Here is a 24,448-nt window from a genome sequence, read left to right as displayed (position 1 = left end):
CCGGCGGGTGCCCGAATCCGCCCACACCTGATTTGAGGAGCGTCATGCTGCTGTGCGTCGACATCGGAAACACCAACACGGTGCTGGCCACCTTCGACGGTGACACCCTGGTGCACTCCTGGCGGATCAAGACCGACTCCCGGGCCACCGCCGACGAACTGGTGTTGACGTTCCGGGGGCTGCTGGCCGGCGACAACGTCCAGGTGACCGGCATCTGCGTGTCCTCGACCGTGCCGCAGGCGCTGCGGGAACTGCGGACCATGCTGAGCCGTTACTACGCGGACGTGCACACGGTCCTGGTGGCTCCGGGGGTGCGCACCGGGGTGAAACTCGCCATCGACAACCCCCGCGAGGTCGGGGCCGACCGGATCGTCAACACCCACGCGGCGTTCCAGCTCTACGGCGGCCCGTCGATCATCGTGGACTTCGGCACCTCGACCAACATCGACGCCATCTCCGCCGACTGCGAGTTCCTGGGTGGCGCGTTCGCGCCCGGGATCGAGATATCCATCGACGCCCTGGCGTCCCGGGCGGCACAGCTTCAGAAGGTGGAACCGGTCAAGCCCCGGTCGGTGATCGGCAAGAACACCGTGGAGTGCCTCCAGTCGGGGATCATCTACGGGTTCGCGGGGCAGATCGACGGCCTGGTGCGCCGGTTCATCGCCGAACTCGGCGAGGTGGCGGCCGTCATCGCCACCGGCGGTCTCGCCCCGGTGATCATCGGGGAGTGCGAGACCATCACCCATCACGAGCCGATGCTCACGCTGATCGGGCTGCGGATGGTGTTCGAACGCAACTCCCCGGCCCGCGCGACCGCCTGACCCGACGTGGAAAGTGGACGGCCCCCGGAGGGGGGAGTCCAGGGGCCGTAGGGGCCCGGCTCCGGGGGGGATGATCGAGCCGGGCCCGCCCAGCGGCCACGGGGGGAGGCAACCGCTGAGGTCTCACGGCTCGGCGCCGAAGGGAGGAAGAGCGCCGTGAGCCGCATGCACCCCCAAGGATGCACGACGGGTCACGCATCGTCCATAGCCCGCGACAACTACCACGGAGCGTGACCGCGTCGCCTCGGCCGGGTGACGGTCCCGGAGGCGCCACCGCAACCCCCACCGGGCCGTCCGGTGGACCGGCTCCCCTAGACTCGGCCGACATGAGCCCGGTGAGACCGGTTGAAGCGACGGGGGCGGCGTTCTTCGATCTGGACAAGACCGTCATCGCCAAGTCGAGCGCGCTCGCCTTCGGGAGACCGCTGTACCACGGCGGCCTGATGGGCCGCCGCGACGTGTTGAAGGCCGCCTACGCGCAGCTCGCCTACCTCATCGCGGGCGCCGACGAGGACCAGATGGCCCGCACCCGCGACTACCTGGCCCAACTGTGCCGTGGTTGGGAGGTCGAGCAGGTCAGCCAGATCGTCGCCGAGACCCTGGGCGAACTCATCGACCCGTACATCTACGCCGAGGCGGTGGCCCTGATCGCCGAGCACCGCAACGCCGGACGCGACGTGGTGCTGGTGTCGGCGTCCGGCGACGAGATGGTGCGCCCGATCGGTCGGCTGCTCGGCATCGACGACGTCATCGCGACCCGGATGGTCGCGGTGGACGGCCGGTACACCGGCGAGGTCGAGTTCTACGCGGCGGGCCCCGCCAAGGCCGAGGCGGTGACCGCGTTCGCGGCCGAACGGGGATACCCGCTGGAGGACTGCTACGCGTACTCCGACTCGGTGTCGGACCTGCCGATGCTGTCGGTGGTGGGGCATCCCACGGCGGTCAACCCCGACCGCGCGCTGCGGAGGGTCGCGGTGGAGCGGGACTGGCCGATGGTGACGTTCAAGCACCCCATCTCGCTGCGGCACCGCATCGCGGCACTGCGGGGCCGCCCCGCCGTCCCCGCGACGGCGATCGCGTTGACGGCGGTTACGGCGGGTGCGATCGCGTTGTGGCTGCTGGCGCGCCGCCGGCGCCGCCGGGCGGCCGCGACGGCGACCGCCTGACGGTTCAGTGCAGGAAGTCGCCGACCGCGGCGCGGATACCGGCCGGGTCGAGTCCGTGCCACCTGTCGTGGTCGTCGGGTGTGCCGAAGGCGTGCAGGTCGGCGGTCGTGACTCCGAGTGACAGCAGCCGGTGCGGCCGGTCGGCCAACGCGGTGCGCAGCACCCGGTCGCTGGTCCCCGCCAGGTAGGGCTCCACGACGACGATCGTGTCGTGGCCGAGCATCCGCAACCCCGTGACGTCGAAGGGACGGACGTTGGCGGTGTAGGCGACGGTCACGTCCAGGCCCTCGACGGCCGCGAGCGTGTTGTCGAGCATCGGTCCGACCGCCACGACGGCCGCCCGGGAGCCCTCACGGAGCACGGTGAGCCGGTCGGTCACCGGTTGAGGTGTCGCGTTGCGCCGCAACGAGAGCCGTATGTACACCGGCTCGTCGCCGAGGACGGCGTCCCGCAACGGACCGGCGACCTCGTCCGGGTGGCCGGGGACCACGACGCGCCAGCCCGGGATGGTGTCGAGCAGCGCGACGTCGCGGGGGCTGAAGTGGGTGTAGCCGCCCTCGGCCCAGTCGTAGGAGGCGCCGACCGTCACCAGTACCGCCGACACCCCCTGGTGGCCGAGGTCCAGCTTCACCTGTTCGAACGCCCGCTCGATCAGGAACGGCGCGTAGGTGTGGACGACGGGACGCATCCCGGTGAGCGCCAATCCGCCGGCGACGCCGACCATCAGCTGTTCCCGGATTCCGACGTTGACGACGCGGTCGGGGTGCTTCACGGCGGCGTCGGCAAACCTGCCGTGACCGGCGGAGATGTCGGCCAGCACCAGGGCGGTCCGGGGTTCCTCGTCCAGCAGCCGGCCCGTCTCGGCGATGAACACGTCTCGCATCGCGGTGGTGCCGTCGGCGGTCTTCATCGGGTGGGTGCGCATCGTTCAGTCCTCCGTGGGGTTCGTGGTGGCGACGACGACGTGCGGGCGGCCCGGCGTGTCGGCCCGTAGCGCGGCGGTCAACGCGTCGTGGTCGGTGATTCCGGCGGTGGCGGTGGTCCAGCCGTTGGCGGCGAACCGGGAGGCGATGCCGCCGGGCCAGCCGTGGGTGGCGGAACCGTTGTCGGCGACGACGACGGTGAGACGGTCGAGTCCGACGGCGCCCGCGTAGGCGATGGCCTCGTGATTGGAGCCCTCGTCGAGTTCGGCGTCACCGATCAGGACGTACACCCGGGGCCGGGTGATGCCCTGCGCCCGCAGGCCGAGTGCCTGGCCGACGCCGATGGGGAGCCCGTGGCCGAGCGAGCCGGAGGAGATCTCGACCCCGGGGACACGGGTGGCGTCGGGGTGCCCTCCCAGCGCCGACTCGGCGGAGGCGATGTCGTCGAGCCATTCCACGGGTATGAATCCCTTGGCGGCCAGTACCGCGTAGTAGGCGCCCGGTCCGTGTCCCTTGGAGAGCAGGAGGCGGTCGCGGTGGGGGTGTTCGGCGGTCTGCGGTGTCACGGCGAGGATCCGGTCGTACAGCACCCAGAGCAGGTCGAAGGTGTAGTTGTTCGGGGGGTATCGGACGTCGACGACGGTGCGGGAGACGAGTTCCCGGGCGGTCGCGTAACCGGTGGAGGTCATGTGACAAGCGTCCAACCTATACTTAACTCGAAGTCAACCCCGCTGTGAGGAACACCATCGATGCCCCACAAACTGCTCACGATCGGCGAGTTCGCGGCGCGTGCCGGCGTGGCCGCCACGGCCCTGCGGTTCTACGAGCGGCGTGGCCTGATCCACTCGGTGCGCACCTCCGGCAACCAGCGCCGTTACCAGCGTTCCGAGCTCCGGCGGGTCGCGTTCATCCGCACCGCCCAGTCGGTGGGGCTGACGCTCACCGAGATCACCGAGGCACTGGGCACCCTCCCGGAGTCCCGCACCCCCACGCGGGCGGACTGGGCGAAGCTGTCCGAGGGTTGGCACCGACGGCTCACCGACCAGATCCGGATGCTGGAGCGGCTGCGCGACGACCTCTCCGGCTGCATCGGCTGCGGCTGCCTGTCGCTCACCTCGTGCTCCCTGTACAACCGCGACGACGAGTTGGCCGCCCACGGCGCGGGACCCCGCATCCTGCTCGAAGACTGACGTGGCCCCCACCGGTGTCGGTGGGGGCCACGGGTCGTCGGGCGGTCAGCTCCGGTGCGCCGCCATGAACCTGCGGAGGATCTCGGCGACCACGACGGCGAGCACGCCGATCGCGGCGACGGTGTAGAACTCGTCCATGACGGTGAACTCCTCGTTGAACAGCGCGAGGAACTCGGGGTTGAAGAACTCCCGCCGGTACAGCACCCACGCCAGCGGCAAGGCGAAGACCAGTCCGGCCGCCGAGTACGCCGTCGCCAGGCCGTAGGTCCACCGCCGGGCGGCGATCCGCAGCACCTCGACGATCGCCATGCCCACCAGGCCGGCCAGCATCGGCCACACCATGCCCGACCACAGGTCCGGATGCATCACCTCGACGCGCAGGCCGCCGAGCCGGGTGGGCGCGGTGTGCTGCCAGACGATCAGGCCCGCCAGCACGAGGTTCCAGACGGCGGCGGCGATCACGGTGGTCCGGTTGTCGTCGGTGGCCCGGAGTTCGGGCAGGTCGTCGGGGGTCCACTCGGTGGGCTTGTACGCATCCCGGCCACCGGCCCGGTCCACGAGGGCGAAGACCACCGTGAGCCAGGCGATCATCTGCGCGCCGACCGACAGGGCCGCTCCCACCCCGGCGCCGATCACCTGACCGATGTCACCGCCGTCGAAGAACTCCAGGGTCATCATGAGGACCGTGACGACCGGCAGCACCATCGACAGCAGCAGCTTGAGCAACCGGATGTAGGCGGGGTAGAAGACCGGGCCGATGAGCGCGACCGGCCGGTCGGCGTATCGGGCCGCCAGCCGGATCGGGTCGCCCATGTCGGTGAGCACCGCGTGTTCGGCGGCGGCGGGGTCGCCGCCGTGGGCGTCCACGGTGTCGGCGATGGTGGCGCGCAGTTCGTCGGCGACGTCGTCGCGTTGGTCGGCGGGCAGCCGTTTGACGACTTCGCGGACGTACCGTTCGGTCAGGGTGTCGGTACTCATGGGGTCTCCTCCGTCAATCTCGCGATGGCGGCCACCAGGTCACGCCATTCACGCAGTAGTCCTTCTCGGACTTCGGCTCCCTCCGGGCTGATCCGGTAGAACTTGCGGGGCCTGGTCTCGTCGGTGTTCCATTCGCTGATCAGCAGGCCCTGTTTCTCCAGCCTGCGCAGCAAGGGGTAAAGGGTGTTTCCGTCCACGGTGACTCCGGCACGGTCCAGCGTCTCCAGGAGCGCGTAGCCGTACTGCGGCGTCTCCAGGAGAGCCAGACAGGCGAGCACGACCGTGCCACGGCGCAGTTCCTGCGCCTGTCCTTGAATCAACTCATCCGAACTCACGCGATACACGATACTGTGTGGCACACACTAGTGTCAAGCGCAGAGTGCTGGTGTGGCACACGGCACTGTGCGCGCCGGCGGGGACAACAGGGAGATGGACGGTTCGAGGTCGTTCGGAATCCGGTGAACAGGGCGAATCCCCGGGGTCACCACGGCACGGCCGGGCCGCGGCGACCCCGCCGGAGGCACACGGGGCATCGATGCCGCCGCCACGCGTGAGCACGATGCGGCGACGCGGACGTGCCGACTCCGGCGAGGCGCCGGGTTCGGGAGTCGACGGGACGCTTCGCGACGGGGCCGCCCACCGCGAGAACCCGTGACACCTCGCCCGCCGAAGAGCAACGGCGGGCCGAGGTGCTCACCTCGCCGAACGATCGAGGCGTCCGCACCACGCCGACGGCATCGGAGCCGGTCGGGTCCGTGGCGGTGTCACAACCAGTTGCGGCGTTTGAAGATGAAGTACAGCGTCACACAGGTGACGCCCATCATCGCGACCGCCAACGGATAGCCGACCGCCCAATGCGTCTCGGGCATGTGGTCGAAGTTCATGCCGTAGACGGTGCCTATCAGGGTGGGCGCGAACAGGATCGCCGCCCACGACGAGATCCGCTTGATCTCCTCGTTCTGTTCGAAACTGGCCTCGGTGAGCGCCTTCATGTCGGCGTTCTGCTGCTGCGCCACCAGTGTCGCGTTCACGGTGAGCATGTCCGCCAACGCCTGCCGGAACGTGTCGACCTGCTCCATGACGACGGCGGCGTGGTCGGCGACGTCCCGCAGGTAGCGCCGCAACTCCTCGTCGATGCCGTACTTCTCCCACCCCGCCACCAGGGTCCGCAGCATCCCCGACAACGGCCTGACCGCCCGCTGGAACTGCACCACCTCACGGGAGAGCTGGTAGATGCGCCGCGACACCTCCGGGTCACCGCCGAACACCTCGGTCTCGATCTCGTCGATGTCGTTCTGCAACCCGGCGACGACCGGCGCGTAGCCGTCCACGACGGCGTCGAAGATGGCGTACAGGACGGCCTCGTGGCCACGGGCCAACAACTCCGGTTCGGCCTCCATGCGCCGCCGCACCGCCGACAGGTCCGGCGCGGCACCGTGCCGCACCGTCAACACGAACCCCGGTCCGAGGAACACGTGCAGCTCACTGAACTCCACGCTCTCGGTCTCGTCGAGATACCGGGCCGCGCGCAACACCACGAACAGCGTCTCGCCGTAACGTTCCAGTTTGGCCCGTTGATGGGCCTCCAGCGCGTCCTCCACGGCCAGCTCGTGCAGGTTGAACTCACCGGCGAGTGAGATCAACTCACCCTCGGTGGGTTTGCGCAACCCGATCCACGCCATCGTCGCGGGATCGGCACGGGCCAGCCGATACGTCTCGGCCAGGGAGTCGGGGGTGTGAACGCGGCGGCCGTCACGGTACAGCGCCGAATCGATCAGGCTGCGACGGTTCGGCACCGGCACCTCCGGCGCCGTATCCACGGCGGAGGGCGGCGGATGGCCGGGCTGCCGCCGGGACACGGGCATACGGAAGGCGCGCTTCGCCAGGTTACGGAAGTCGGACATGGCAGTTCTTTCACCGAACGGAGATTCACCTGAATGGGAAATGGCTACCGCTGGTGGCGCGAACCGGTGTGGGGACGCCGGTGGTCGTCAACGCGCGGCCAGCGGCACGGGACTCGGAGGTTCGCCGGTGCTGTTCCGCATGACGATCACCCCTCTCCGATCCGCCGGTCTGCCGCGAAAGCATACACCCGGGACATCTCACCCAGACGTGGAACGGGAAACGGCGTCCACCCAACGGGTGACAGGTTCCGTAATCCACAGTGAACTCGCCGCCCGGACCGGCGGGACGTGCCACCCCATCCGCCCCACGAAGACCCCCCTCCGATTCGCTCGACACGTAATACGTGTCGTAGTACAGTTGGATGGTGCCGTACGAATGGTTGGCTGGCGCGATGGAGCGCCTGGCCGGGGTGGAGCCGCACGAGGTGCTGCAGGTGTTGGGTGCGCGTTGGCGTCGGCCGGTACCGGCGGCCGGGCCGATGCGCCTGTTGACGGTCTGGGGCCGCACTCGCGCCGGCCGACCGTTGATCGTGGTGTTGCGACACGAGGCCGATCTCGATTACCTGATCGTGGCGGCCAGGCAGATGACCGACACCGAGGCCGCCGAGCACGCCCGGTGGGAACGACTACAGGAGGAGGAACAGTGAACCGTCACGAGGAACAGCTCGCCGCCGAGGCCGAACGCCTGCTGGGCTCCGACCTGTCGCGGCTACCCAAACCCGACCCGGGTGAGGAGGCGCGCCTGCTGTCGCGGCTGCCGGTGGCCGACCCGGACAACCCGGTGATGGTGGTGCGGTCGATCCGGTTCCCCGCCGAGCTGGAACAGCAGATCAAGGCCGCCGCCGAAGCCGACGGGGTGACGCCCTCGGAATGGGTGCGGACCGCCGTGCAGCGGGTGCTGACCGGCCGTGACGAGGGACTCGTCTCGGTCACCGAGGCCATCAAGGCACTGCAGCGGCTTCCGCACGCCGCCTGACGCAGGAACGTAGAACGGCCCGGACGGTCCCGTCCGGGCGGCGCCGCTGCGCTTCGCGGGACCATGGTCACCGGTATACGGTTCGGCACACATTCCGTGTGCCGCAATGGAAGGCTGAGCATCTGATCCGGGCCGAGCCGTACGGATGGAGAATCGGATGCGGAGAATCGTCGTCGTCAACCACCTCACCCTTGACGGGGTCATGCAGGGGCCGGGCCGACCGGACGAGGACACCCGGGACGGCTTCCGGCACGGCGGTTGGGCCGCCACCCGACAGGACGACGTCATGAACGCCCGGCTCGGCCGCGGCATGGCCGAATGCGGGGCACTTCTACTGGGACGGCGCACCTACCTGGACTTCGCCGGGTACTGGCCGCGGCAGCGGGAGAACCCGTACACCGAGGTGCTGGACCGGACCGAGAAGTACGTGGTGTCCACGACCCTCCGGGATCCCCTGCCGTGGCGTAACTCGGTGCTGCTGCCCGGCGACCCCGTCGAGTCGGTCGCCGAACTCAGGGCCGGCCCCGGCGACGACGTCTGCGTCATGGGAAGCGGCGAACTCGTCCGCGCCCTGCTCCGCCACGACCTGATCGACGAGATGCTCCTGATGATCCACCCGTTGATACTCGGTACCGGGCGGCGCCTGTTCGACGACTCGCTCGACGTGTCGGCCATGACCCTGGTGGAGGCCGTCCCCACCACGACGGGGGTACTGCTGGCCACCTACCGGCCGGAATCCCGAGGCGCCTGACGCGGTTCCCGGTCGTACCCCGTGGTGACGCGGTGGCGGTAGGATCCGGGCCGAGGGCGGTGATTCCGGTTCCCACACCGGCCCGGCGGGGCCGGTGGACACCGGCCGGGAAGGAGTGTCGGTTGAGTGCCGACGAGTACCTGGCGGCGCTGCGTGAGCTCGACGTGCTGCGCGGATCGCAACAGGACGCCGCCGCCGCCGACGCCGGAAGGCGCGGCCTGCTGCACCGGGACATGGGCGCGCTCTGGGAACGGCTCGGCGCGCAACGCACCGCACTGAACGCGCTCGCCGCGACCGCCGTACTGCCGCCGGTGCCGGACAAGCCGTATCCGGTGGCGAGACCGGCCGATCCGGTGGCCGAGGTAGCGCTCGCGACCGCCGACGCCGACGCCGCCGACGAGGGCCTGGAACAGGCCCGGTACCTCGCGCACCGGCCGGCGCTGCTTCCCCGGTGGCGGGCCGACGAACGCAACGGCCTGATCTACGGTGTGGCGGGCCTGTTGTCGTTGCTGGCGCAGATGACGGTGCTGGCGGGTGCCGCCGGGCAGCCGTTCAGTGAGCAGTTCGCGGAGTTCGCCGTGTGCCTGGTACTGCCGTTCGTCGCGTTCGGCGCGGCGTGGCTGGCGATCGGTGTGGTGTCGCGGCCGCGTCTCGGCGGCGAGGAGGCCCGGCCGGCGCACAAGCTGGTCCGCAATCCGCGGTTGGGCCTGGTGGTCTGTCTCAGCACCTGGGTGGTGTCCTGGTGGCTGGGGACGGTGTACCTGGGGTGAGCCGGTGGGTGAGCCCGTCCCGGATCGGAACGGACTCACACCGAAACCGGTGCCGCGCGGTGGTTCTCAGACGTAGTCGCCGGTGATCAGTGCCATCGCCAACTTCTCGCTGAACGTTCCGGCGGGGATGCCGGACCCGTAACCGCAGTCGCCGTCGGAGTCGCCGGGGACCTTCAGCCACAGGTGCGCGTCGGCGGGTCCGCCGGAGTACGTGGAGTGCTCTCCGAGGGTCGCCCCGACCGGGTTGCACCACGACATCGGGCCGGACTGGGTCTTGCCCGAACCGTTCCGGCTGGTATCCACGACGAACCCGGCCGGTGCCGACAGGTGCGCGTTGATCGCGGCGGCCCGGGTGACGCTGTCGGCGGTGGTGTAGTGGTTCGAGGTGTTGAGCGCGAAACCCCGCACCTGTTGGACGCCGATGTCCTCCAGGGTGGCGGCGACCTGCGCCGGGTCGGTCGGCCACTCGTAGTTGCCCGCGTCTATGTAGACGGTGGCGGCGGTGGCGGCGAGCGCGTCGACGGCGTAACCAAGCAGTTCGGTGCGGACGTCCGGCTCGGCCAGGCAGCCCGCGAGGAGCTGCGCGACCGCGTCCGGCTCCAACACCACGATCGCGGGACGGTCGCCGAGGTCGGCGGCGAACCGGTCGATCCACTGCCGGTACAGGTCGGGCGTGTCGGCGCCGCCCTGCGACTGGCCGCCGCAGTCGCGTTCGTACATGTTGTAGGCGACCACGATCGGCATCCTCCCGGCGGATTCGGCGTCGGCGACGTACTGCGACAGCGGGATGTCGTTGACCCAGTCGCCGTACCAGTTCGCGGTCGCCTGCTCGGCGAGGTGGGTGCGAATGGCGTCGGCGTCGTGGTGACCGGGATTCCGGTCGAGCCACTTGTAGGCGTTGGACTCGGGATTGACGTAGAAGTCCGATTGGGCCACCCGGGGTGGGTCGTCGGAGGTGGCGGCGTGGGCGGTGACGGCGATCGACACCGGGACGGCGGTCGCCGCGGCGGCCACGACGGCGAGCAGTGCGCGGGGGAACCTCATGTTGTACCCATCTGTCGGACCGGGAGCGCTCCCGGAGGGATGTTCGTCGCTCAGAGTGACACGCCGGAGCGGTCGACCGGAACCGTCGAGAAGACCGATTGCAGACGATTCATGGAAATTCGTCCGAATGCGTCACCGCGCGCGACGCGCCCGGCCGGGTTCGCCGTGGCGCGTGGGCCACGCTCCACACCGGAGCCGTCGCCGGGCTCCGGCGGCACCGCCGCCGACCCCGTGACCGGTGGGTCCTGCCATGTGGACACGCCCGGCGGACGACCGTCCCGCCGGCCGCGTGAACCGGTGCGGGGACGCCCCCCGTGACCGTCGTACGACACCCACGGACTCGTCTCGCTCGACCTGTGACGACGGGACAACCTCTAGACTGCACGGGTGACCACTGCGCCCGAATTCACCCACATCGACGCCTCCGGCGCCGCCCGGATGGTCGACGTGACGGCGAAGGACGTGACCGCGCGGCAGGCCGTCGCGGCAGGCCGCCTGACCACGACCCCCGAGGTGGTGGCCGCGCTGCGCGGCGACGCCCTGCCCAAGGGCGACGCGTTGGCGGCGGCGCGGCTGGCCGGGATCATGGGCGCCAAACGCACGCCGGACCTGATTCCACTGTGTCATCCGATCGCCCTGCACGGCGTGTCGGTGGACCTGTCCGTGGACGACGGGGGCGTGGAGATCACGGTCACCGCCCGGACCGCCGACCGCACCGGCGTCGAGATGGAGGCGCTGACCGCCGTGACGGTGGCCGGGCTGACCCTCATCGACATGGTGAAGGCGGTCGATCCGGCGGCCGTGCTGACCGACGTGCGGGTGCTGTCGAAGTCCGGTGGCAAGACGGGTGACTGGGAGCGGTGATGCGCGCGGTGGTGATCGTGGCGTCGCACCGGGCGGCGGCGGGGATCTATTCGGACACGAGTGGGCCGATCCTTGCGGACGGGCTGCGCGAACTGGGCTTCGAGGTCTCCGAGCCGGTCGTCGTCGACGACGGTGAACCGGTCGGCACCGCGCTGGCCGCCGCGATCGCCTCGGGCGCCGACGTGGTCGTCACCTCCGGCGGCACCGGGCTGTCCCCCACCGACCGCACCCCGGAGGTCACCGCCCCGCTCCTGGACCGCCCGGTACCCGGTCTGGCCGAGGCGATCCGCGCCTTCGGCGCCCGCAACACCCCGATGTCCTGGTTGTCTCGGGGACTGGCCGGAGTCGCCGGCCGCAGCCTGGTGGTCAACCTCGCCGGTTCCACCGGTGCCGCCCGCGACGGGCTCACCGTACTGGGGCCGCTGCTCAGCCACGCCGTCGAACAAGTCAACGGTGGCGATCACGTTAGGGAGAGTCCATGAACACGCTCAGTTGGCAGGCGGCTCGCGAAGCGGCTCACCAGGCCGGATTGGACGCGATACTGCCCACCCGTCGCCAGAAACCGGCGGACACCGACGGCCTCACCCTCGCCGCGCCGCTGACGGCGCTCACCGACCTGCCCGCGTTCCCGACATCCAGTGTGGATGGGTACGCGGTGCGGGGGACCGGCCCGTGGAAACTCACCGGCCGCGTGCTGGCCGGTGAGACGCCGCCCCCGCTGGCGGAGGGTTGCGCGGTCGAGGTCGCCACCGGCGCGATGGTCCCGGACGGCCTGGAGGCCATCATCCGGCTGGAGGACGCCAAACTGGAGGGCGGCACCGTCTCCGGCGCCGCCCGGCCGAACCCGGAGTGGCGCGAAGTCGGTGAGGAGGCCACCGCCGGCCAGGTACTGCTCCCCGCCGGAGTCGAGATCAGCCCCACCGTCATCGGGCTGGCCGCCGCCGCGGGGCACGACACACTGGAGGTGCGGCCCCGTCCCCGGGCCGCCGTCCTCGTCTTCGGCGACGAACTCGCCACCGAGGGGGTGCCCGGGCGCGGCCGGGTGCGGGACGCCCTGGGGCCGCTGCTTCCGCCGATGCTGCGGCACGTGGGCGCGGCGCCGGTTCCGGGATTCAGTCCGCGCGGCCCCATCGAGGACACCCTGGACTCCCACGTCGCGGCGTTGCGCGCGGCGCTCGACGACGCCGACATCGTCTGCACCACCGGTGGCACGATGCAGGGTCCCGTGGACCACCTGCACGCCGCGTTGGAGGCGCTGGGCGCCGAGTACGTGGTCGATTCGGTCGCGGTGCGCCCGGGCTTCCCCATGCTGCTTGCGGCGCTACCGGGTGAACGGTTCGTCGTGGGCCTGCCCGGCAACCCGCAGTCGGCGGTGATCGCGCTCGTCTCGCTCGTGGTGCCGTTGATCGCGGGACTGACCGGGCGGCGGCTTCGCCAACTGCCGAGGGTGAAGGCGGGCGTCGACATCCCCGGCCGGGGCACCGACACGCACCTGGCACTGGTGAGGCTGGGCAAATACGGGTCCGTGGTGCCGTCTTCCCACCGTGGTTCGGCGATGTTGCGTGGCCTGGCGCAGTCGGAGGGCTTCGCGGTCATCGAGCCGGGTAAGGACGCCAAGGAGGGCGACACGGTGCTGTTCCTGCCGATTCCGGGAGACCACCGGTGATCCACGCCGAGGTCACCGACCGGCCGTTGAGCGTCGTGGACCACGAGTCCATGGTGTCGAGCCGGTCGAGCGGCGCGGTGGTCTCGTTCTCGGGCGTGGTGCGCGACCACGACCACGGTCGCCGGGTGGACCGGCTGGGTTACGAGGCGCACCCGGGCGCGGCGGAGGTGCTGCGGACGGTGGCCGCCGAGGTCGCCGAGACCCCGGGCGTGGCGGCGATCGCGGTGAGCCACCGGATCGGTGACCTCGCGATCGGTGACGCCGCACTGGTGGCGGCCGTCGCCGGCCCACACCGGGCGGCGGTGTTCGAGGCGTGCGCCCGACTGGTGGACGAGGTGAAGGCCCGCCTGCCGGTGTGGAAGCACCAGTTCTTCACCGACGGCACCGACGAATGGGTCAACTGCCCGTGACATGGTGAGCCGGCCCGGTCGCACGTGACCGGGCCGTCACCAGTCGCCGAGGGCGAGTTGGCCGTCCCGGTCCATCGTCGTGACGTGGAGCAGCCGTTGGTCGGCGGGCCGCCACACCAGGACCCGGTGGTCACCGGTGGCGGACGCCTGCACCTGCAGGTAGATCTCACCGTGGGACGCCGCCAGGACGCGGACGCCGGTGTACTCCTCGCCGATCGCGAGCAGCCACTCCCGGTCTCCGGTGTCGTCGAGGACCACGACACACCAGTCGGCCGGTTCGCCGTCCGGCAGTTCCAGGGCGGGCGAGGGGAGACAGCCCCGGACCAGCCGGGTGCCGTCGGCGAACGGGGTACCCATCCAGGCGTCCACGGGTTGGCCCGGAGCCACCCGGGGCTCCTCCGCGTCGCCGTCCCGCCAGCGCCGGGTGGCGATGTCGCCGTCCACCACCGGCGTGAACTCCACCGCCTCGCCGGTCGCGGAGTCGAAGGCGGTGGCGTCGCCCCGCCACGGCAGCGGCGTGACCGTGCCCTCGTCGGGGGAGACCGTCCACGTCCCGGTCGCGGTCGTGACCTGCAGGTGGCGTGAGTCGGGGAACCACCCGACGTCCACGGGCGCGCCCACCTCGCCGGGCAACGGCACCGCCGTGACCTCACCCGAGGTGTCCACGGTGAGCACGAGCGTCCCCGCCGAGACGGCGAACCGCGCCGAGTCGGGCGCCACGGCGCGCGGCCACAACAGCACGGCCTCCGGCCGCACGTCGAGCGCGGTGAGGTCTACCCGGCGCGCGGTGCCGTCCGGCGAGGTGACGATCGGCCAGCGCCGGTGATGGCGCAGGACCGCGGCGAACGAGTCGAGAGGGGACTCCGCCAGCGGTGGCGCGGAGCTCTCGGCCACCGCGAGGTCCACCGGGAGGCCACTGTGAACGAACGGGGTGCGGGCCACGACGTGCGGCGGCGGCAACGCCACGACCGTGTCGGTGAGCACCGTCATCTGGGAGTGCGAGTCGGTGTGCGGTGGCGTGCTCGGTTCGCCGGCGGCCTCCGCGCCACCGGGTGGGGTGACCGCCCACAGGTAGCCGGCGATCACGACGGCCACGAGTACCGCGACGATCGCCGCCGTCCGGAGCCGCCGCCTGGCCAGTCGGCCACCGGCGGCCCACGCGGTCTCGGCGAGTTCCCGCGCGGTGCCGGTCCGCGCCGGGGACGGCCCGTGCCACGGCCGGGTCGCGTAGAAGTCGACGCTGTCGATGAGGAAGCGGTCCGCGTCCGGCACCGGACCGGTCCGCCACCTGGCGGCGAGCCGGGTCGCGGCCGCCAACACGAGCCGGTCGGACACGTCGGACGCCGGATCGGCCGCGCTCGCGGCGTGGCGAAGCTCCGGTTCGGCGTTCGCCAGTACGTCGGCGAACGCGTCGAAATCGCGGCGGATGCTCATGCGCGGACCTCTTCGGTCGTCAGAGTGACCTACATGGTCGCGTACCGTGATGCGGCGCGGAGTCAGCTACCTGTCACATTCCGGTAACGAACCGTCGCGGTTCACAGCCCCAACGCGTACTCGACGTCGGTGGTCCAGCGCCGGAACCCGGAACGGGTGTAGAGCTGCACGGCGCGCGTGTTGGACTCGTCCACGTAGAGCATCACCTTCGAGAGTCCTCGGTCGCGCAGGTGGTGCAGGCCCGCCATGGTGAGGACGCCGCCGAGTTTGAGCCCCTGCGCGGCGGGCGCCACTCCGAGGACGTAGATCTCACCGATGGCGGAGTCCCCGTGTCCGTGGACCTTGGTCCAGTGGAATCCCAGCAGTTCGCCGTCCTCGACCCGTTCGGCCAGCAACAGACCGGCCGGGTCGAACCAGGGTTCCCGCTCCCGGACGGCGACGTCCCGCAGTGTCCACACGCCCTGTTCGGGGTGGTCGGCGAACGCGGCGTTGTTGACGTCCAACAGGCGTTGCTCGTCCCGGCCGGGCACGAACGCGCGGATCCGCACCTGTTCGGGGGTCTCCACCTCCGGTTCGGCGTCGGTGAGCGAGCGCCGCATCTGCCACAGCACCCGGGGCCGGGTGAACCCGTACCGGTCGGCGAGCGCGAGGGCGGACGGGTGGTCGCCGTGCGCCCAGGCGTGTAGTTCGGTGGCGCCGTGTTCCCGCGCGATCCTCACGGCCGTGGACACCAGCGCGTCCCCGAGGCCCCGTCGCCGGCGCATCGGGTGGACGACGAGTTCCATGGTGGCGGTGGCGGGATTGGACAGGCCGACGACGGCGAAACCGGCGAGTCCGGTGTCCGCGTCGCGGATCAGGAGGTGCGCGGCCTTGCCCGCGTCACCGTGCCGGAGGTCGAGGAGTGTCTGTTCTCCCAGCGCCGCGAGCCCGTCGGCGGCGGTGCCGACGTCGACGAGCGCGATGACGTCGGCGACGTCGTCGGCGGTGGGTCGGTCGAGAATGTCCACCCGGTCACGGTACGCGCGGCTGAATCTCCAGTATTCGTCGGATCGGGCGCAACCGGCCGGGCGCGCCGTGCGTGATTAGGGGTGTAACGGCCGGGGAGCCCCTGACGCACTCCGGCTGTCACGTCGGACCGAGCGCCGTGCCGGGGCGCTCGGTCCTTTTTTCGGCCATCATGGCAAGCGGTTGCCATGCGGCCGCGCGTTCCCTCCCGGCTCCTTCACCGGCCCGCTCGCCGGCCACCGCCCCGACCCCCGGCCCGCTTGGTCCCCGTCCGGTTGCCCCCTGGATCCGCTTGGTCCCCGCCATTGCGCGCTTGGTCCTCGACAAATGGGACGGTAAGCGATTTCAGGGCATGAAACGGGCACTCCGGCACCACCGGGCGGGGACCAAGCACAACCCGGCGGGGACCAAGCGGATCGATACGGCGACCCGGTGCGGCGGAGGGGACCGGGTCAGCTCAGCGCGTCGGCGGCGGCCGGGTCGCAGTCGCGCAGGAACTGGGCGCACCGGGCGGCCTCGTCCGCCTCCCCGATCGAATCGGCGGCGACACTGAGCTGGTACAGCGACTTCAGGAAACCCCGGTTCGGCTTGTGCGCCCACGGAACCGGACCGTGCCCCCGCCAGCCGGCGGCGCGCAACTGGTCCAGTCCACGGTGGTAGCCGGTCCGGGCGTACGCGTAGGCGGCGAGGTCGTCGCCGTCCTCACGGGCGGCCCCGGCGAGCTTCGCCCACGCGCCACAGAACCTCGGGTAGCGGCGAGCCGCCTCGGCGGGACCGTTCTCGGTCATGAAGGCCAGTTGTTCGGAGTCGTCGGGCAGCTTGGTCTCTTCCGGCCCGGGCAGCAGGTTACGGGTGGGCATGGTGTGACGCATCCTCCTCATACCGGCCGGTCGGACGGCCGTGACGTGTCCGCCCAGACTAAACGCCACATCCGCCGCAGCGGCCCCGCCCACCCCGTACACCCGTCGGGTGGCCGGGCGGTGTGCACCGGGCGACGACCGGATCAACCGTGGAGGGCGACCGGACTCGAAGCGGCCCACCGCCGTGGACGGGACACGCGACGGACGCCGCCGACGGCGGGCCGCCGGGATCACCGCCGGGCGTTCCCCGACCTCCCCCGAGAACGACCGGAGTCGGGGGACCGGCCTTGAAGCGTCGCACAAGGTCGGTGTCCCCCGACTCCGGTGAGACGGGTGGTGTCAGCCGGTCAGAGGCGCTGCAGTGCCGCCTTGAACGGCCCGAGGCCCAGCGAGCCCAGGTTGAGCGCGTCGGTGTGGAACTTCTTGAGGTCGAACTCGGCGCCCTTGCGCCGCTTGTAGTCCTCACGCGCGGCGAGCCAGATCCGTTCACCGACCTTGTAGGACGGCGCCTGGCCCGGCCAGCCCAGGTACCGGTTCAGCTCGAAGCGGAGCATGTCCTCCTCGATCCGGCAGTGGGCGCGCAGGAACTCCCACGCCAGTTCCGGGGTCCAGGTCTGTCCCGGCGCGAAACCGAACGGGTTGTCGGCGGGGATCTCCAACTCCAGGTGGACCCCGATGTCGACGATGACCCGGGTGGCGCGGAACGCCTGGCCGTCCAACATCCCCAGCTTGTCGCCGGGGTCGGAGAGGTAGCCGAGGTCGTCCATCAACCGCTCCGAGTACAGCGCCCAACCCTCGCCGTGGCCCGAGCACCACAGTGCCTGCCGCTGGTAACGGTTGAGCAGTTCGGAACGGTACGCGGTCTGTCCCACCTGGAGGTGGTGTCCGGGAACGCCCTCGTGGTAGACGGTGGTGACCTCGCGCCACTTCGAGAACTTCTCCTGGCCCTCGGGCACCGACCACCACATGCGGCCCGGGCGGGTGAAGTCCTCACTCGGGCCGGTGTAGTAGATCGCGCCGTCGGCGGTCGGCGCGATCATGCACTCGATGCGCCGCACCGGTTCCGGGATGTCGAAGTGCTTGTCGGCCATGTCGGCCACGGTCTCGTCGGCGAGACGCTGCATCCAGTCGCGGAACTCCGCCTTGTCGGTGATGGTGCGTTCCGGGTCGGCGTCGAGGATCTCCACCGCCTCGTCCACGGTCGCGCCCGGCTTGATCTGCTGCGCGACGGCGGCCATCTCGGTCTCGATACGGTGCAGTTCCTGCCATCCCCAGGCGTAGGTCTCCTCCAGGTCGACGGCCTCACCGAGGAAGTAACGGGACGCGCGGGCGTAACGCTCCCGTCCGACGGCGTCCTTCTCGGGAGCCTGCGGCGCCAGTTCGTCACGCAGGAAGACGGCGAACTTCGCGGTCGCCTCGCGGGCGGCGTCGGCACCGGCGCGCAGCGCGTCGGCGAGCTCACCCTCGGCGGGGGCGCCGTCCACGGTGATCCGGTCGACGAGGCCCCGCCAGAAGTCGTCGCCCTCGGCGCCGTTCCAGTTGTCGCAGTGGGAGGCGACCTCGGTGACCTGCCGGCGGGCGGCGACCCTGCCCGCGGCGGCCTCGGCGCGCAACGTCTCCGCGTACTGCTCGAACGCGACCGGGATCGCCGCGAGCCGCTTGGCGATGTTCTCGGCGTTCTCGCGGCCCTCGGTGCCCATCATGTCGAAGGTCTGCCGGACGTCGTGGACGGGACTTCCCAGCACGTTCAGGTCCAGGTGGTCGTCACCGGCGTCGTGCCGCTCGACCTGCAGTTCCAGCCGTTCGAGGATCCCCTCCTTGGCCACCCGCTCCCGCTCGTCCACGGGCTCGGTCGCCTTCAGGTCCGCGATGCACTTGCGGGCCAGGTCGATCTTGGCGGCGGTTCCCGCCGGGGAGAGGTCGTCCAGCAGATGGTCCTGGCCGGGCACGCCCAGGTAGGTGGCGGTCGTCGGGCTGATCGCGACGATGTCCTCGACGAACCGGTCGGCGATCTGATCAATACGTCTCATGGCGGCACCCTATGCCATGCCGGAGCGGCGCCGCAGTGTGATTACGGCCGCGTGATCACAGGTAGAGGCCGGTGTTGTCGTCGTCGACCCGGGGCGCGGCGACCGCGTGCACGTCACGCTCCCGCAACAGGACGTAGTCCTCGCCCTGCAGTTCCACTTCGGACCTGTCGTCGGGGTCGAAGAGCACCCGGTCGTCCACCTGGACGGAACGGACCAGCGGTCCCACCGCCACCGCGCGCGCCCAGGACAGCCGGTGACCGATGGACGCGGTGGCGGGGATGACGATGCCCGCCGTGGAACGGCGTTCCCCCTCGCTCTCCACGCTCACCAACAGCCTGTCGTGCAGCAGGCGGATCGGTAGGCCGGTCTTGGTGTCGTATGCGGTCACAGCAGCCCACCCTACCCGGGCGGTGACGGTGCCACCGAAACGAGTTGCCGCAGCGAAACCGGTGGACGGCCCGCCTCCGTCGATGCAGGATGTGCTCTCACCGGCGGCACGGGTGGGACACGCACCGTGTGGGTAACACCGTCGCCGCCGGGTATCCCCGGGCGGCGACGGCGGGTGATCGTCCGGAACCGGACGGTCGAAACCGCCGTGGTGTTCGGATACCTTGGAGCACACGCGTGAACAGAGGAGAACACCATGAGCCGGCTCGGCCGTACCGGTGCCCGTGCCAGGCAGGTGTGGGCCGCGCTCCGCCACAATCCCTATGTGGAGCGGGTGGAACAGGCCCGCCGCCGCAACGAGGACGACCTCGCGCCTCTGGAACCCCCGCCGATCGATCCGCCGGAGCCCGAGGAGATCCCGGAACCGGAACCCGAGCCCCGGTCGGACGGCATCCCCAACGGTCTGCGCATCGCCGCCGGGTGGGCGTGGCGCACCCTGATCACCGCCGCCGCCGTCATCGCGATCCTCTATCTCGCCGACATGTTGGCGGTGGTGGTCATCCCGCTGCTGATATCGCTGCTGCTGGCGGCGATGCTGCAACCGATGGTGGCGATGCTGGTGCGCTGGCACGTCCCCCGGTCGCTGGCGGCGGCCGTGGTCCTGGTGGCCGGCCTCGGGACGGTCGCGGCGGTGCTCACCTACGTCATCAACCAGTTCATCGAAGGCGTCCCCAAACTGGTGGAGAACGTCCAGGAGGGTGTCCAGACCATCCAGACCTGGGCGAAGGAGGGGCCGCTTCACCTCGAACAGAAACAGATCGACGACTTCTTCAAACAGTTGACGGAGTCGTTGAACGCCTGGCTGGCCCCCGACCCGAGCAGTGCCGCCGAGACGACGGCGGTGACCCTGGGCGTCGCCATGAACATCCTCACCGGCCTGTTCCTGGTGCTGTTCGTCACCTTCTTCTTCATGCGCGACGGCCGCAAGATCTGGACGTTCCTGGTCAAGATGCTGCCCGCCAACGCCTTCGAGCCGATGATGCGGGCGGGGAACTCCTCGTGGCGGACGCTGGTCTCGTTCGTGCGCGCCACGATCCTGGTCGCGGTGATCGACGCGGTCGGCATCGGCGCGGGCCTGGTGCTGTTGGACGTCCCGTTGGCGATCCCGTTGGCGGCGTTGGTGTTCCTGAGCGCCTTCGTCCCGATCGTGGGTGCGACGGTGTCGGGCGCGGTCGCGGTGTTGGTGGCGCTGGTCGGCGACGACTGGATCACCGCGCTGATCGTGCTGGGCCTGGTCCTGGCCGTGCAGCAGTTGGAGGGCAACGTCCTGCAGCCGCTCCTGATGGGGCGGGCGGTGAGCATCCACCCGTTGGCGGTGGTGCTGGCGGTGAGCGCGGGAATGGTGCTCGGCAGCATCATCGGCGCGCTGATCGCGGTGCCGATCGTCGCGGTGGTGAACGCGGGTGTGCGGCAGTTGCGCGCCCGACCGCTGCCGGTGGAGGAGTCACCCCCTCCCGGTAGCGTCTCCACGTGACCAAACCGACAGTCGATCAGCTCCTGGAGGCGGCGGTCTCGGCCGTTCCGGCCGGTGAGATCCGCACCGGTCAGCAGCAGATGGCCACCGCCATCGCCGAATCCCTGGAAACCGGCGTCCACCTGCTGGCGCAGGCCGGCACCGGCACCGGCAAGTCGTTGGCGTACCTGGCGGCGGCCCTGTTGTCGGACGGCCCCGTCGTGGTGTCGACGGCGACGTTGGCGTTGCAGTCCCAGTTGATCGCGACGGACCTGCCCCGGTTGGTGGACGCGGTGGCGCCGGTGCTGGGCAGACGGCCGACGTTCGCGGTGTTCAAGGGGCGTCACCACTACCTGTGCGCGGCGAAGGTCGGCACCGACGAGGAGGAAGAGGGGACGCTGTTCGACGACGGGGACGACGGCGGCTGGCTCGGGCAGCGGTCGCGGCTGGGCAAGGACATGTCCCGGTTGACCGACTGGGCGTCGGACACCGGCACGGGCGACCGGGACGACCTCGACCCGGGTGTCTCCGACACGGCGTGGCGGCAGGTCTCGACGTCGGCGCGCGACTGCGTGGGGGCGTCGAACTGCCGGTGGGGTACCGAGTGTTTCGCGGAGGCGGCCCGGGAACGCGCCCGGTCGGCCGACATCATCGTCACCAACCACGCGCTGCTGTCGATCGACCTGCTGCACGGCCGTTCGATCCTGCCCGATCACAGGCTCCTCGTCATCGACGAGGCGCACGAACTCGCCGACCGGGCGACCTCGGCGGCCCGGGCGGAGCTGCACGCGAGCGGCGTGGACCGGTTGTCGCGTCGTTCCACGAAGATATGCGGCAACGACATGAGCGGGCGGCTGGCCGAGATCGCCGATCACCTGGGCGTCGCGATAGCCGACTGCCCGCAGACCCGGTTGCTGACGCTTCCGGAGTCGCTGCGTGAGGCGTTGACCCTGTTGGAGGGGGCGTGCCGGGAGGCGGTGTCGGGCATCGGGAACGTGCGTCCCGACGCCGCCGACTACATGGCGCGCACCCAGTTGAAGGCGCAGCTCACCGAGGCGCAGGAGACCGCGCAACGTTGCCTGATCGACGCCGACTCCGACGTGCGGTGGTGTGAGGGCGACGGCCGGGGGCGCGCGCTCGTGGTGGCGCCGTTGTCGGTCGCGGGCGTACTCGGCGAGGAGCTGTACGCCGACCGGGTCGTGGTGGCGACCTCGGCGACCCTGACGTTGGGCGGCGGGTTCGACACCGTCGCGGGTTCACTGGGGCTGTCGAAGGAGAACGAGCACACCGGCGAGGGCGGTCCCGCGGGTGTCCACACCGGGCCGGTGTGGCGTGCGCTCGACGTGGGTTCGCCGTTCGAGTACCGCAAGCAGGGCATCCTGTACGTGGCGGCCGGGCTGCCGCGTCCCACCGCCTCGGGTCTGTCGGACGCCGCCGCCGACGAACTGGTCAGGTTGACGACCGCCCTGGAGGGCCGGACGCTGGGCCTGTTCTCGTCGCGGCGGGCGGCCGACACCGCCGCGGAGGTGTTGCGCGCCCGCACCGACCTGCCGGTGCTGTTGCAGGGTGAGGAGACCCTGCCGCTGCTGGTGAAGAAGTTTAAGGCGGATCCGCGTACCTGCCTGCTGGGGGTCATGTCGCTGTGGCAGGGCGTGGACGTGCCGGGTGACGCGTGCCAGTTGGTGGTCATCGACCGGTTGCCGTTCCCCCGTCCGGACGAGCCGTTGTCGGCGGCGCGCGCGGCGGCCGTGGACGCGGCGGGCGGTTCGGGGTTCGCGGCGGTGAGCGTGCCGCACGCGGCGATCCGGTTGGCGCAGGGTGTGGGCCGGTTGATCCGCACCGCGAGTGACAAGGGGGTCGCGGCGGTGCTGGATCCGCGGCTGCACACCGCGCGCTCGTATGGTCCATATCTCAGAAAAACCTTGCCGCCGTTGTGGTACACGACAGACGGGGACAAAGTTCACGCCGCGTTGCGGCGGCTGGCGGCCCGCCCGGTGGACTCCACGCGCGGATCTTGAAGGTAAAGGTATCGTGAACGGCGGCGTCGCCATTCGGTGATGCCTGTCTATGTTGTGCTCACGAGGTGACAGGTGCGCTTTTCACTGCGACCCCAGGACGACACGTTCTACAAGTTCTTCACAGACGCGGCTCAGAACATCGTCAAGGGCACCGCGATCCTCGCAGAACTGGCGGAGCCGGAGGCGGACGTCCAGTCCGTCTCGGAGCGGTTGGTGGAGGTCGAACACGCCAACGACGAGATCACGCACGAGTTGTACAACAAGATCAACTCGACGTTCGTGACCCCGTTGGACCGCGAGGACATGTACGCGCTCGGTTCGCAGCTCGACGACGTCATGGACCACATCGAGGCGGCCGGGAACCTGGTCTACCTGTACGGCCTGTCGGAGCTTCCCGCGCCGCCGCGCGAGATGGTGGAACTGCTCAACGTGCTGGTGGCGCAGGCCGCGATCACCGTCCAGGCGATGCCGAAGCTGAAGGGCATGGACGCCTCGCTGCGGGACTACTGGATCGAGTGCAACCGGTTGGAGAACGACGGCGACCGGGCGTACCGGATGCTGCTGGTGCGGTTGTTCTCCGGGGAGTACGAGGCGCTGACCGTGCTGAAGCTGAAGGAGGTCGCCGACGAGTTGGAGAAGGCGTGCGACGCCTTCGAGCACGTCGCTAACACCGTCGAGACGATCTCGGTTAAGGAATCCTAAGTGGATCCGGTTCTCATCGGCGTCATCGCCGTCATCCTGGCGGCGATGGTCTTCGACTACACCAACGGCTTCCACGACGCCGCCAACGCCATCGCCACCTCGGTGTCCACCCGGGCGCTGTCGCCCCGGCAGGCGCTCGCGCTGGCCGCGGTCGGCAACTTCGTCGGCGCGCACCTCGGCGCGAAGGTCGCCCAGACCGTCGGTTCGGGGCTCGTCGACATCCCGCAGGAGAGCGTGGGGTTGTCGGTGGTGTTCGCCGGGGTGGTCGGTGCCATCACCTGGAACCTGATCACCTGGTGGTTCGGGTTGCCCTCGTCGTCCTCGCACGCCCTGATCGGCGGCCTGGTCGGCGCGACCATCGTCGGCGGCTACGAGGTGCTGTGGGGCGGTCTGCTCGACAAGGTCGTGCTGCCGATGGTTATCTCCCCGGTCGTGGGCCTGACGCTGGGCTTCGTCGTCATGATCGCCATCCTGTGGATCTTCCGCCGCGGCAACCCGCGCAAGCTCAACCGCGGTTTCAAGGTCGCCCAGTCGATCTCGGCGGCGGCGATGGCGGTCGGCCACGGTATGCAGGACGCCGCCAAGACCATGGGCATCGTGGTCCTCGCGTTGTACGTCGGCGGTTTCCAGGACAACACCGAGCACATCCCGGAGTGGGTGTTCATCAGTTCGGCGGCGGTCCTGGCGGCGGGTACCTACGCGGGTGGTTGGCGGATCATCAAGACGCTGGGACGTAAGGTCATCGACCTGGGTCCGCCGGAGGGTTTCGCGGCCGAGACCGTCGCCAGCGGCGTGCTCTACACCAACGCCCTCGTGTTCGGCGCCCCCATCTCGACCACCCACACCATCACCTCCGCGATCATGGGCGTGGGAACGACGAAGGGCCTGGCCGCCGTGCGCTGGGGTGTCGCCGGGAACATCGTGACGGCGTGGATCCTGACGTTCCCGGCCGCCGCCGCGGTGGCCGCCGGGGTGTACTACCTGGTGCGCCCGCTGTTCTGACCCGCCCCCTTTCATACGCCTCGGGTGGCCTGAG

General features: G+C 70.4%; 26 protein-coding genes. 15 read left to right on the top strand and 11 right to left on the bottom strand.

What is annotated here, in order from left to right; genetic code table 11:
* The first annotated feature begins 44 nt into the window (after positions 1-44).
* The gene (locus LX16_RS11805) at positions 45-821 is read left to right on the top strand and encodes a type III pantothenate kinase (protein WP_147138093.1); all 777 of its coding nucleotides are present in this window, start codon (positions 45-47) and stop codon (positions 819-821) included.
* Between the two features lie 326 nt (positions 822-1,147).
* Positions 1,148-1,987, top strand: a complete 840-nt coding sequence (locus LX16_RS11800) for an HAD family hydrolase (RefSeq protein WP_147138090.1) — start codon at positions 1,148-1,150, stop codon at positions 1,985-1,987.
* A gap of 4 nt (positions 1,988-1,991) precedes the next feature.
* Here LX16_RS11800 and LX16_RS11795 read toward each other — a convergent pair whose 3' ends face one another.
* Positions 1,992-2,870, bottom strand: coding sequence for a transketolase family protein (locus LX16_RS11795; protein WP_147140702.1), 879 nt, complete (start codon positions 2,868-2,870; stop codon positions 1,992-1,994).
* Positions 2,871-2,915: 45 nt separating this feature from the next.
* Complete coding sequence (locus LX16_RS11790; protein ID WP_147138087.1) at positions 2,916-3,599, bottom strand: thiamine pyrophosphate-dependent enzyme; 684 nt, start codon at positions 3,597-3,599, stop codon at positions 2,916-2,918.
* Positions 3,600-3,659: 60 nt separating this feature from the next.
* Between LX16_RS11790 and soxR the strand changes: the two genes are divergently transcribed.
* Positions 3,660-4,100: a redox-sensitive transcriptional activator SoxR gene (gene soxR / locus LX16_RS11785; RefSeq protein ID WP_147138083.1), complete on the top strand. Its 441-nt coding sequence runs from the start codon at positions 3,660-3,662 to the stop codon at positions 4,098-4,100.
* 45 nt (positions 4,101-4,145) lie between these two features.
* Here soxR and LX16_RS11780 read toward each other — a convergent pair whose 3' ends face one another.
* From LX16_RS11780 to corA, 3 genes are all read right to left on the bottom strand, one after another.
* The gene (locus LX16_RS11780; RefSeq protein ID WP_147138080.1) at positions 4,146-5,078 is read right to left on the bottom strand and encodes an HAAS signaling domain-containing protein; all 933 of its coding nucleotides are present in this window, start codon (positions 5,076-5,078) and stop codon (positions 4,146-4,148) included.
* On the bottom strand, positions 5,075-5,413 hold the full coding sequence (locus LX16_RS11775) for a PadR family transcriptional regulator (RefSeq protein WP_147138077.1): 339 nt from the start codon (positions 5,411-5,413) through the stop codon (positions 5,075-5,077). Before LX16_RS11775 ends, LX16_RS11780 begins: the two co-directional genes overlap by 4 nt.
* A gap of 429 nt (positions 5,414-5,842) precedes the next feature.
* Positions 5,843-6,982: a magnesium/cobalt transporter CorA gene (gene corA, locus LX16_RS11770; protein WP_147138074.1), complete on the bottom strand. Its 1,140-nt coding sequence runs from the start codon at positions 6,980-6,982 to the stop codon at positions 5,843-5,845.
* 365 nt (positions 6,983-7,347) lie between these two features.
* Between corA and LX16_RS11765 the strand changes: the two genes are divergently transcribed.
* From LX16_RS11765 to LX16_RS11750, 4 genes are all read left to right on the top strand, one after another.
* Entirely contained in the window at positions 7,348-7,629 is a 282-nt protein-coding gene (locus LX16_RS11765; RefSeq protein ID WP_147138071.1) for a hypothetical protein, read from the top strand.
* On the top strand, positions 7,626-7,958 hold the full coding sequence (locus LX16_RS11760) for a hypothetical protein (RefSeq protein WP_147138068.1): 333 nt from the start codon (positions 7,626-7,628) through the stop codon (positions 7,956-7,958). Before LX16_RS11765 ends, LX16_RS11760 begins: the two co-directional genes overlap by 4 nt.
* A 157-nt stretch (positions 7,959-8,115) precedes the next feature.
* Positions 8,116-8,709 (top strand): dihydrofolate reductase family protein, encoded by a 594-nt coding sequence (locus LX16_RS11755; RefSeq protein ID WP_147138063.1) that lies wholly within the window; start codon positions 8,116-8,118, stop codon positions 8,707-8,709.
* A 122-nt stretch (positions 8,710-8,831) separates the two neighbouring features.
* Positions 8,832-9,479: a hypothetical protein gene (locus LX16_RS11750; RefSeq protein ID WP_147138060.1), complete on the top strand. Its 648-nt coding sequence runs from the start codon at positions 8,832-8,834 to the stop codon at positions 9,477-9,479.
* Between the two features lie 66 nt (positions 9,480-9,545).
* Here LX16_RS11750 and LX16_RS11745 read toward each other — a convergent pair whose 3' ends face one another.
* Positions 9,546-10,523, bottom strand: coding sequence for a glycoside hydrolase family 6 protein (locus LX16_RS11745; protein WP_147138057.1), 978 nt, complete (start codon positions 10,521-10,523; stop codon positions 9,546-9,548).
* Between the two features lie 387 nt (positions 10,524-10,910).
* Here LX16_RS11745 and moaC point away from each other — a divergent pair, with 387 nt between their 5' ends.
* From moaC to LX16_RS11725, 4 genes are read left to right on the top strand one after another with little or no spacing between them, the layout of a single operon-like run.
* Positions 10,911-11,387, top strand: a complete 477-nt coding sequence (gene moaC, locus LX16_RS11740) for a cyclic pyranopterin monophosphate synthase MoaC (RefSeq protein ID WP_147138054.1) — start codon at positions 10,911-10,913, stop codon at positions 11,385-11,387.
* Positions 11,384-11,869 carry a molybdopterin-binding protein gene (locus LX16_RS11735; protein ID WP_147138051.1) on the top strand — a complete coding sequence of 162 codons (486 nt, stop codon included), beginning with the start codon at positions 11,384-11,386 and terminating at the stop codon, positions 11,867-11,869. The genes moaC and LX16_RS11735 overlap by 4 nt, the downstream gene beginning before the upstream one ends.
* Complete coding sequence (locus LX16_RS11730) at positions 11,866-13,053, top strand: molybdopterin molybdotransferase MoeA (protein WP_147138048.1); 1,188 nt, start codon at positions 11,866-11,868, stop codon at positions 13,051-13,053. The genes LX16_RS11735 and LX16_RS11730 overlap by 4 nt, the downstream gene beginning before the upstream one ends.
* The gene (locus tag LX16_RS11725) at positions 13,050-13,463 is read left to right on the top strand and encodes a molybdenum cofactor biosynthesis protein MoaE (RefSeq protein WP_147138045.1); all 414 of its coding nucleotides are present in this window, start codon (positions 13,050-13,052) and stop codon (positions 13,461-13,463) included. The genes LX16_RS11730 and LX16_RS11725 overlap by 4 nt, the downstream gene beginning before the upstream one ends.
* A 36-nt stretch (positions 13,464-13,499) precedes the next feature.
* Here LX16_RS11725 and LX16_RS11720 read toward each other — a convergent pair whose 3' ends face one another.
* From LX16_RS11720 to LX16_RS11700, 5 genes are all read right to left on the bottom strand, one after another.
* Positions 13,500-14,897, bottom strand: coding sequence for a hypothetical protein (locus LX16_RS11720; RefSeq protein WP_147138042.1), 1,398 nt, complete (start codon positions 14,895-14,897; stop codon positions 13,500-13,502).
* Positions 14,898-14,998: 101 nt separating this feature from the next.
* The gene (mshD, locus tag LX16_RS11715; RefSeq protein WP_147138039.1) at positions 14,999-15,904 is read right to left on the bottom strand and encodes a mycothiol synthase; all 906 of its coding nucleotides are present in this window, start codon (positions 15,902-15,904) and stop codon (positions 14,999-15,001) included.
* 450 nt (positions 15,905-16,354) lie between these two features.
* Entirely contained in the window at positions 16,355-16,762 is a 408-nt protein-coding gene (locus LX16_RS11710) for a DUF3151 domain-containing protein (protein WP_147138036.1), read from the bottom strand.
* 347 nt (positions 16,763-17,109) lie between these two features.
* Entirely contained in the window at positions 17,110-18,792 is a 1,683-nt protein-coding gene (locus tag LX16_RS11705) for a DUF885 domain-containing protein (protein ID WP_147138032.1), read from the bottom strand.
* Positions 18,793-18,847: 55 nt separating this feature from the next.
* Complete coding sequence (locus LX16_RS11700; protein ID WP_147138029.1) at positions 18,848-19,180, bottom strand: GroES family chaperonin; 333 nt, start codon at positions 19,178-19,180, stop codon at positions 18,848-18,850.
* A 255-nt stretch (positions 19,181-19,435) separates the two neighbouring features.
* Here LX16_RS11700 and LX16_RS11695 point away from each other — a divergent pair, with 255 nt between their 5' ends.
* The 4 genes from LX16_RS11695 (at position 19,436) to LX16_RS11680 (ending at position 24,414) form a co-directional block, all read left to right on the top strand.
* A complete protein-coding gene (locus LX16_RS11695; protein ID WP_211354469.1) occupies positions 19,436-20,713 on the top strand; it encodes an AI-2E family transporter in 1,278 nt (425 codons plus the stop codon).
* Positions 20,710-22,710 carry an ATP-dependent DNA helicase gene (locus LX16_RS11690; protein WP_244615802.1) on the top strand — a complete coding sequence of 667 codons (2,001 nt, stop codon included), beginning with the start codon at positions 20,710-20,712 and terminating at the stop codon, positions 22,708-22,710. The genes LX16_RS11695 and LX16_RS11690 overlap by 4 nt, the downstream gene beginning before the upstream one ends.
* A gap of 72 nt (positions 22,711-22,782) precedes the next feature.
* Positions 22,783-23,412 carry a DUF47 domain-containing protein gene (locus LX16_RS11685; protein WP_147138026.1) on the top strand — a complete coding sequence of 210 codons (630 nt, stop codon included), beginning with the start codon at positions 22,783-22,785 and terminating at the stop codon, positions 23,410-23,412.
* Positions 23,413-24,414, top strand: coding sequence for an inorganic phosphate transporter (locus tag LX16_RS11680; protein ID WP_147138021.1), 1,002 nt, complete (start codon positions 23,413-23,415; stop codon positions 24,412-24,414).
* The last annotated feature ends 34 nt before the right edge of the window (positions 24,415-24,448 follow it).

It is taken from the genome of Stackebrandtia albiflava, assembly GCF_007994225.1.
Classification (GTDB): Bacteria; Actinomycetota; Actinomycetes; order Mycobacteriales; family Micromonosporaceae; genus Stackebrandtia; species Stackebrandtia albiflava.
This window is presented reverse-complemented; position numbering and strand designations above follow the sequence as displayed.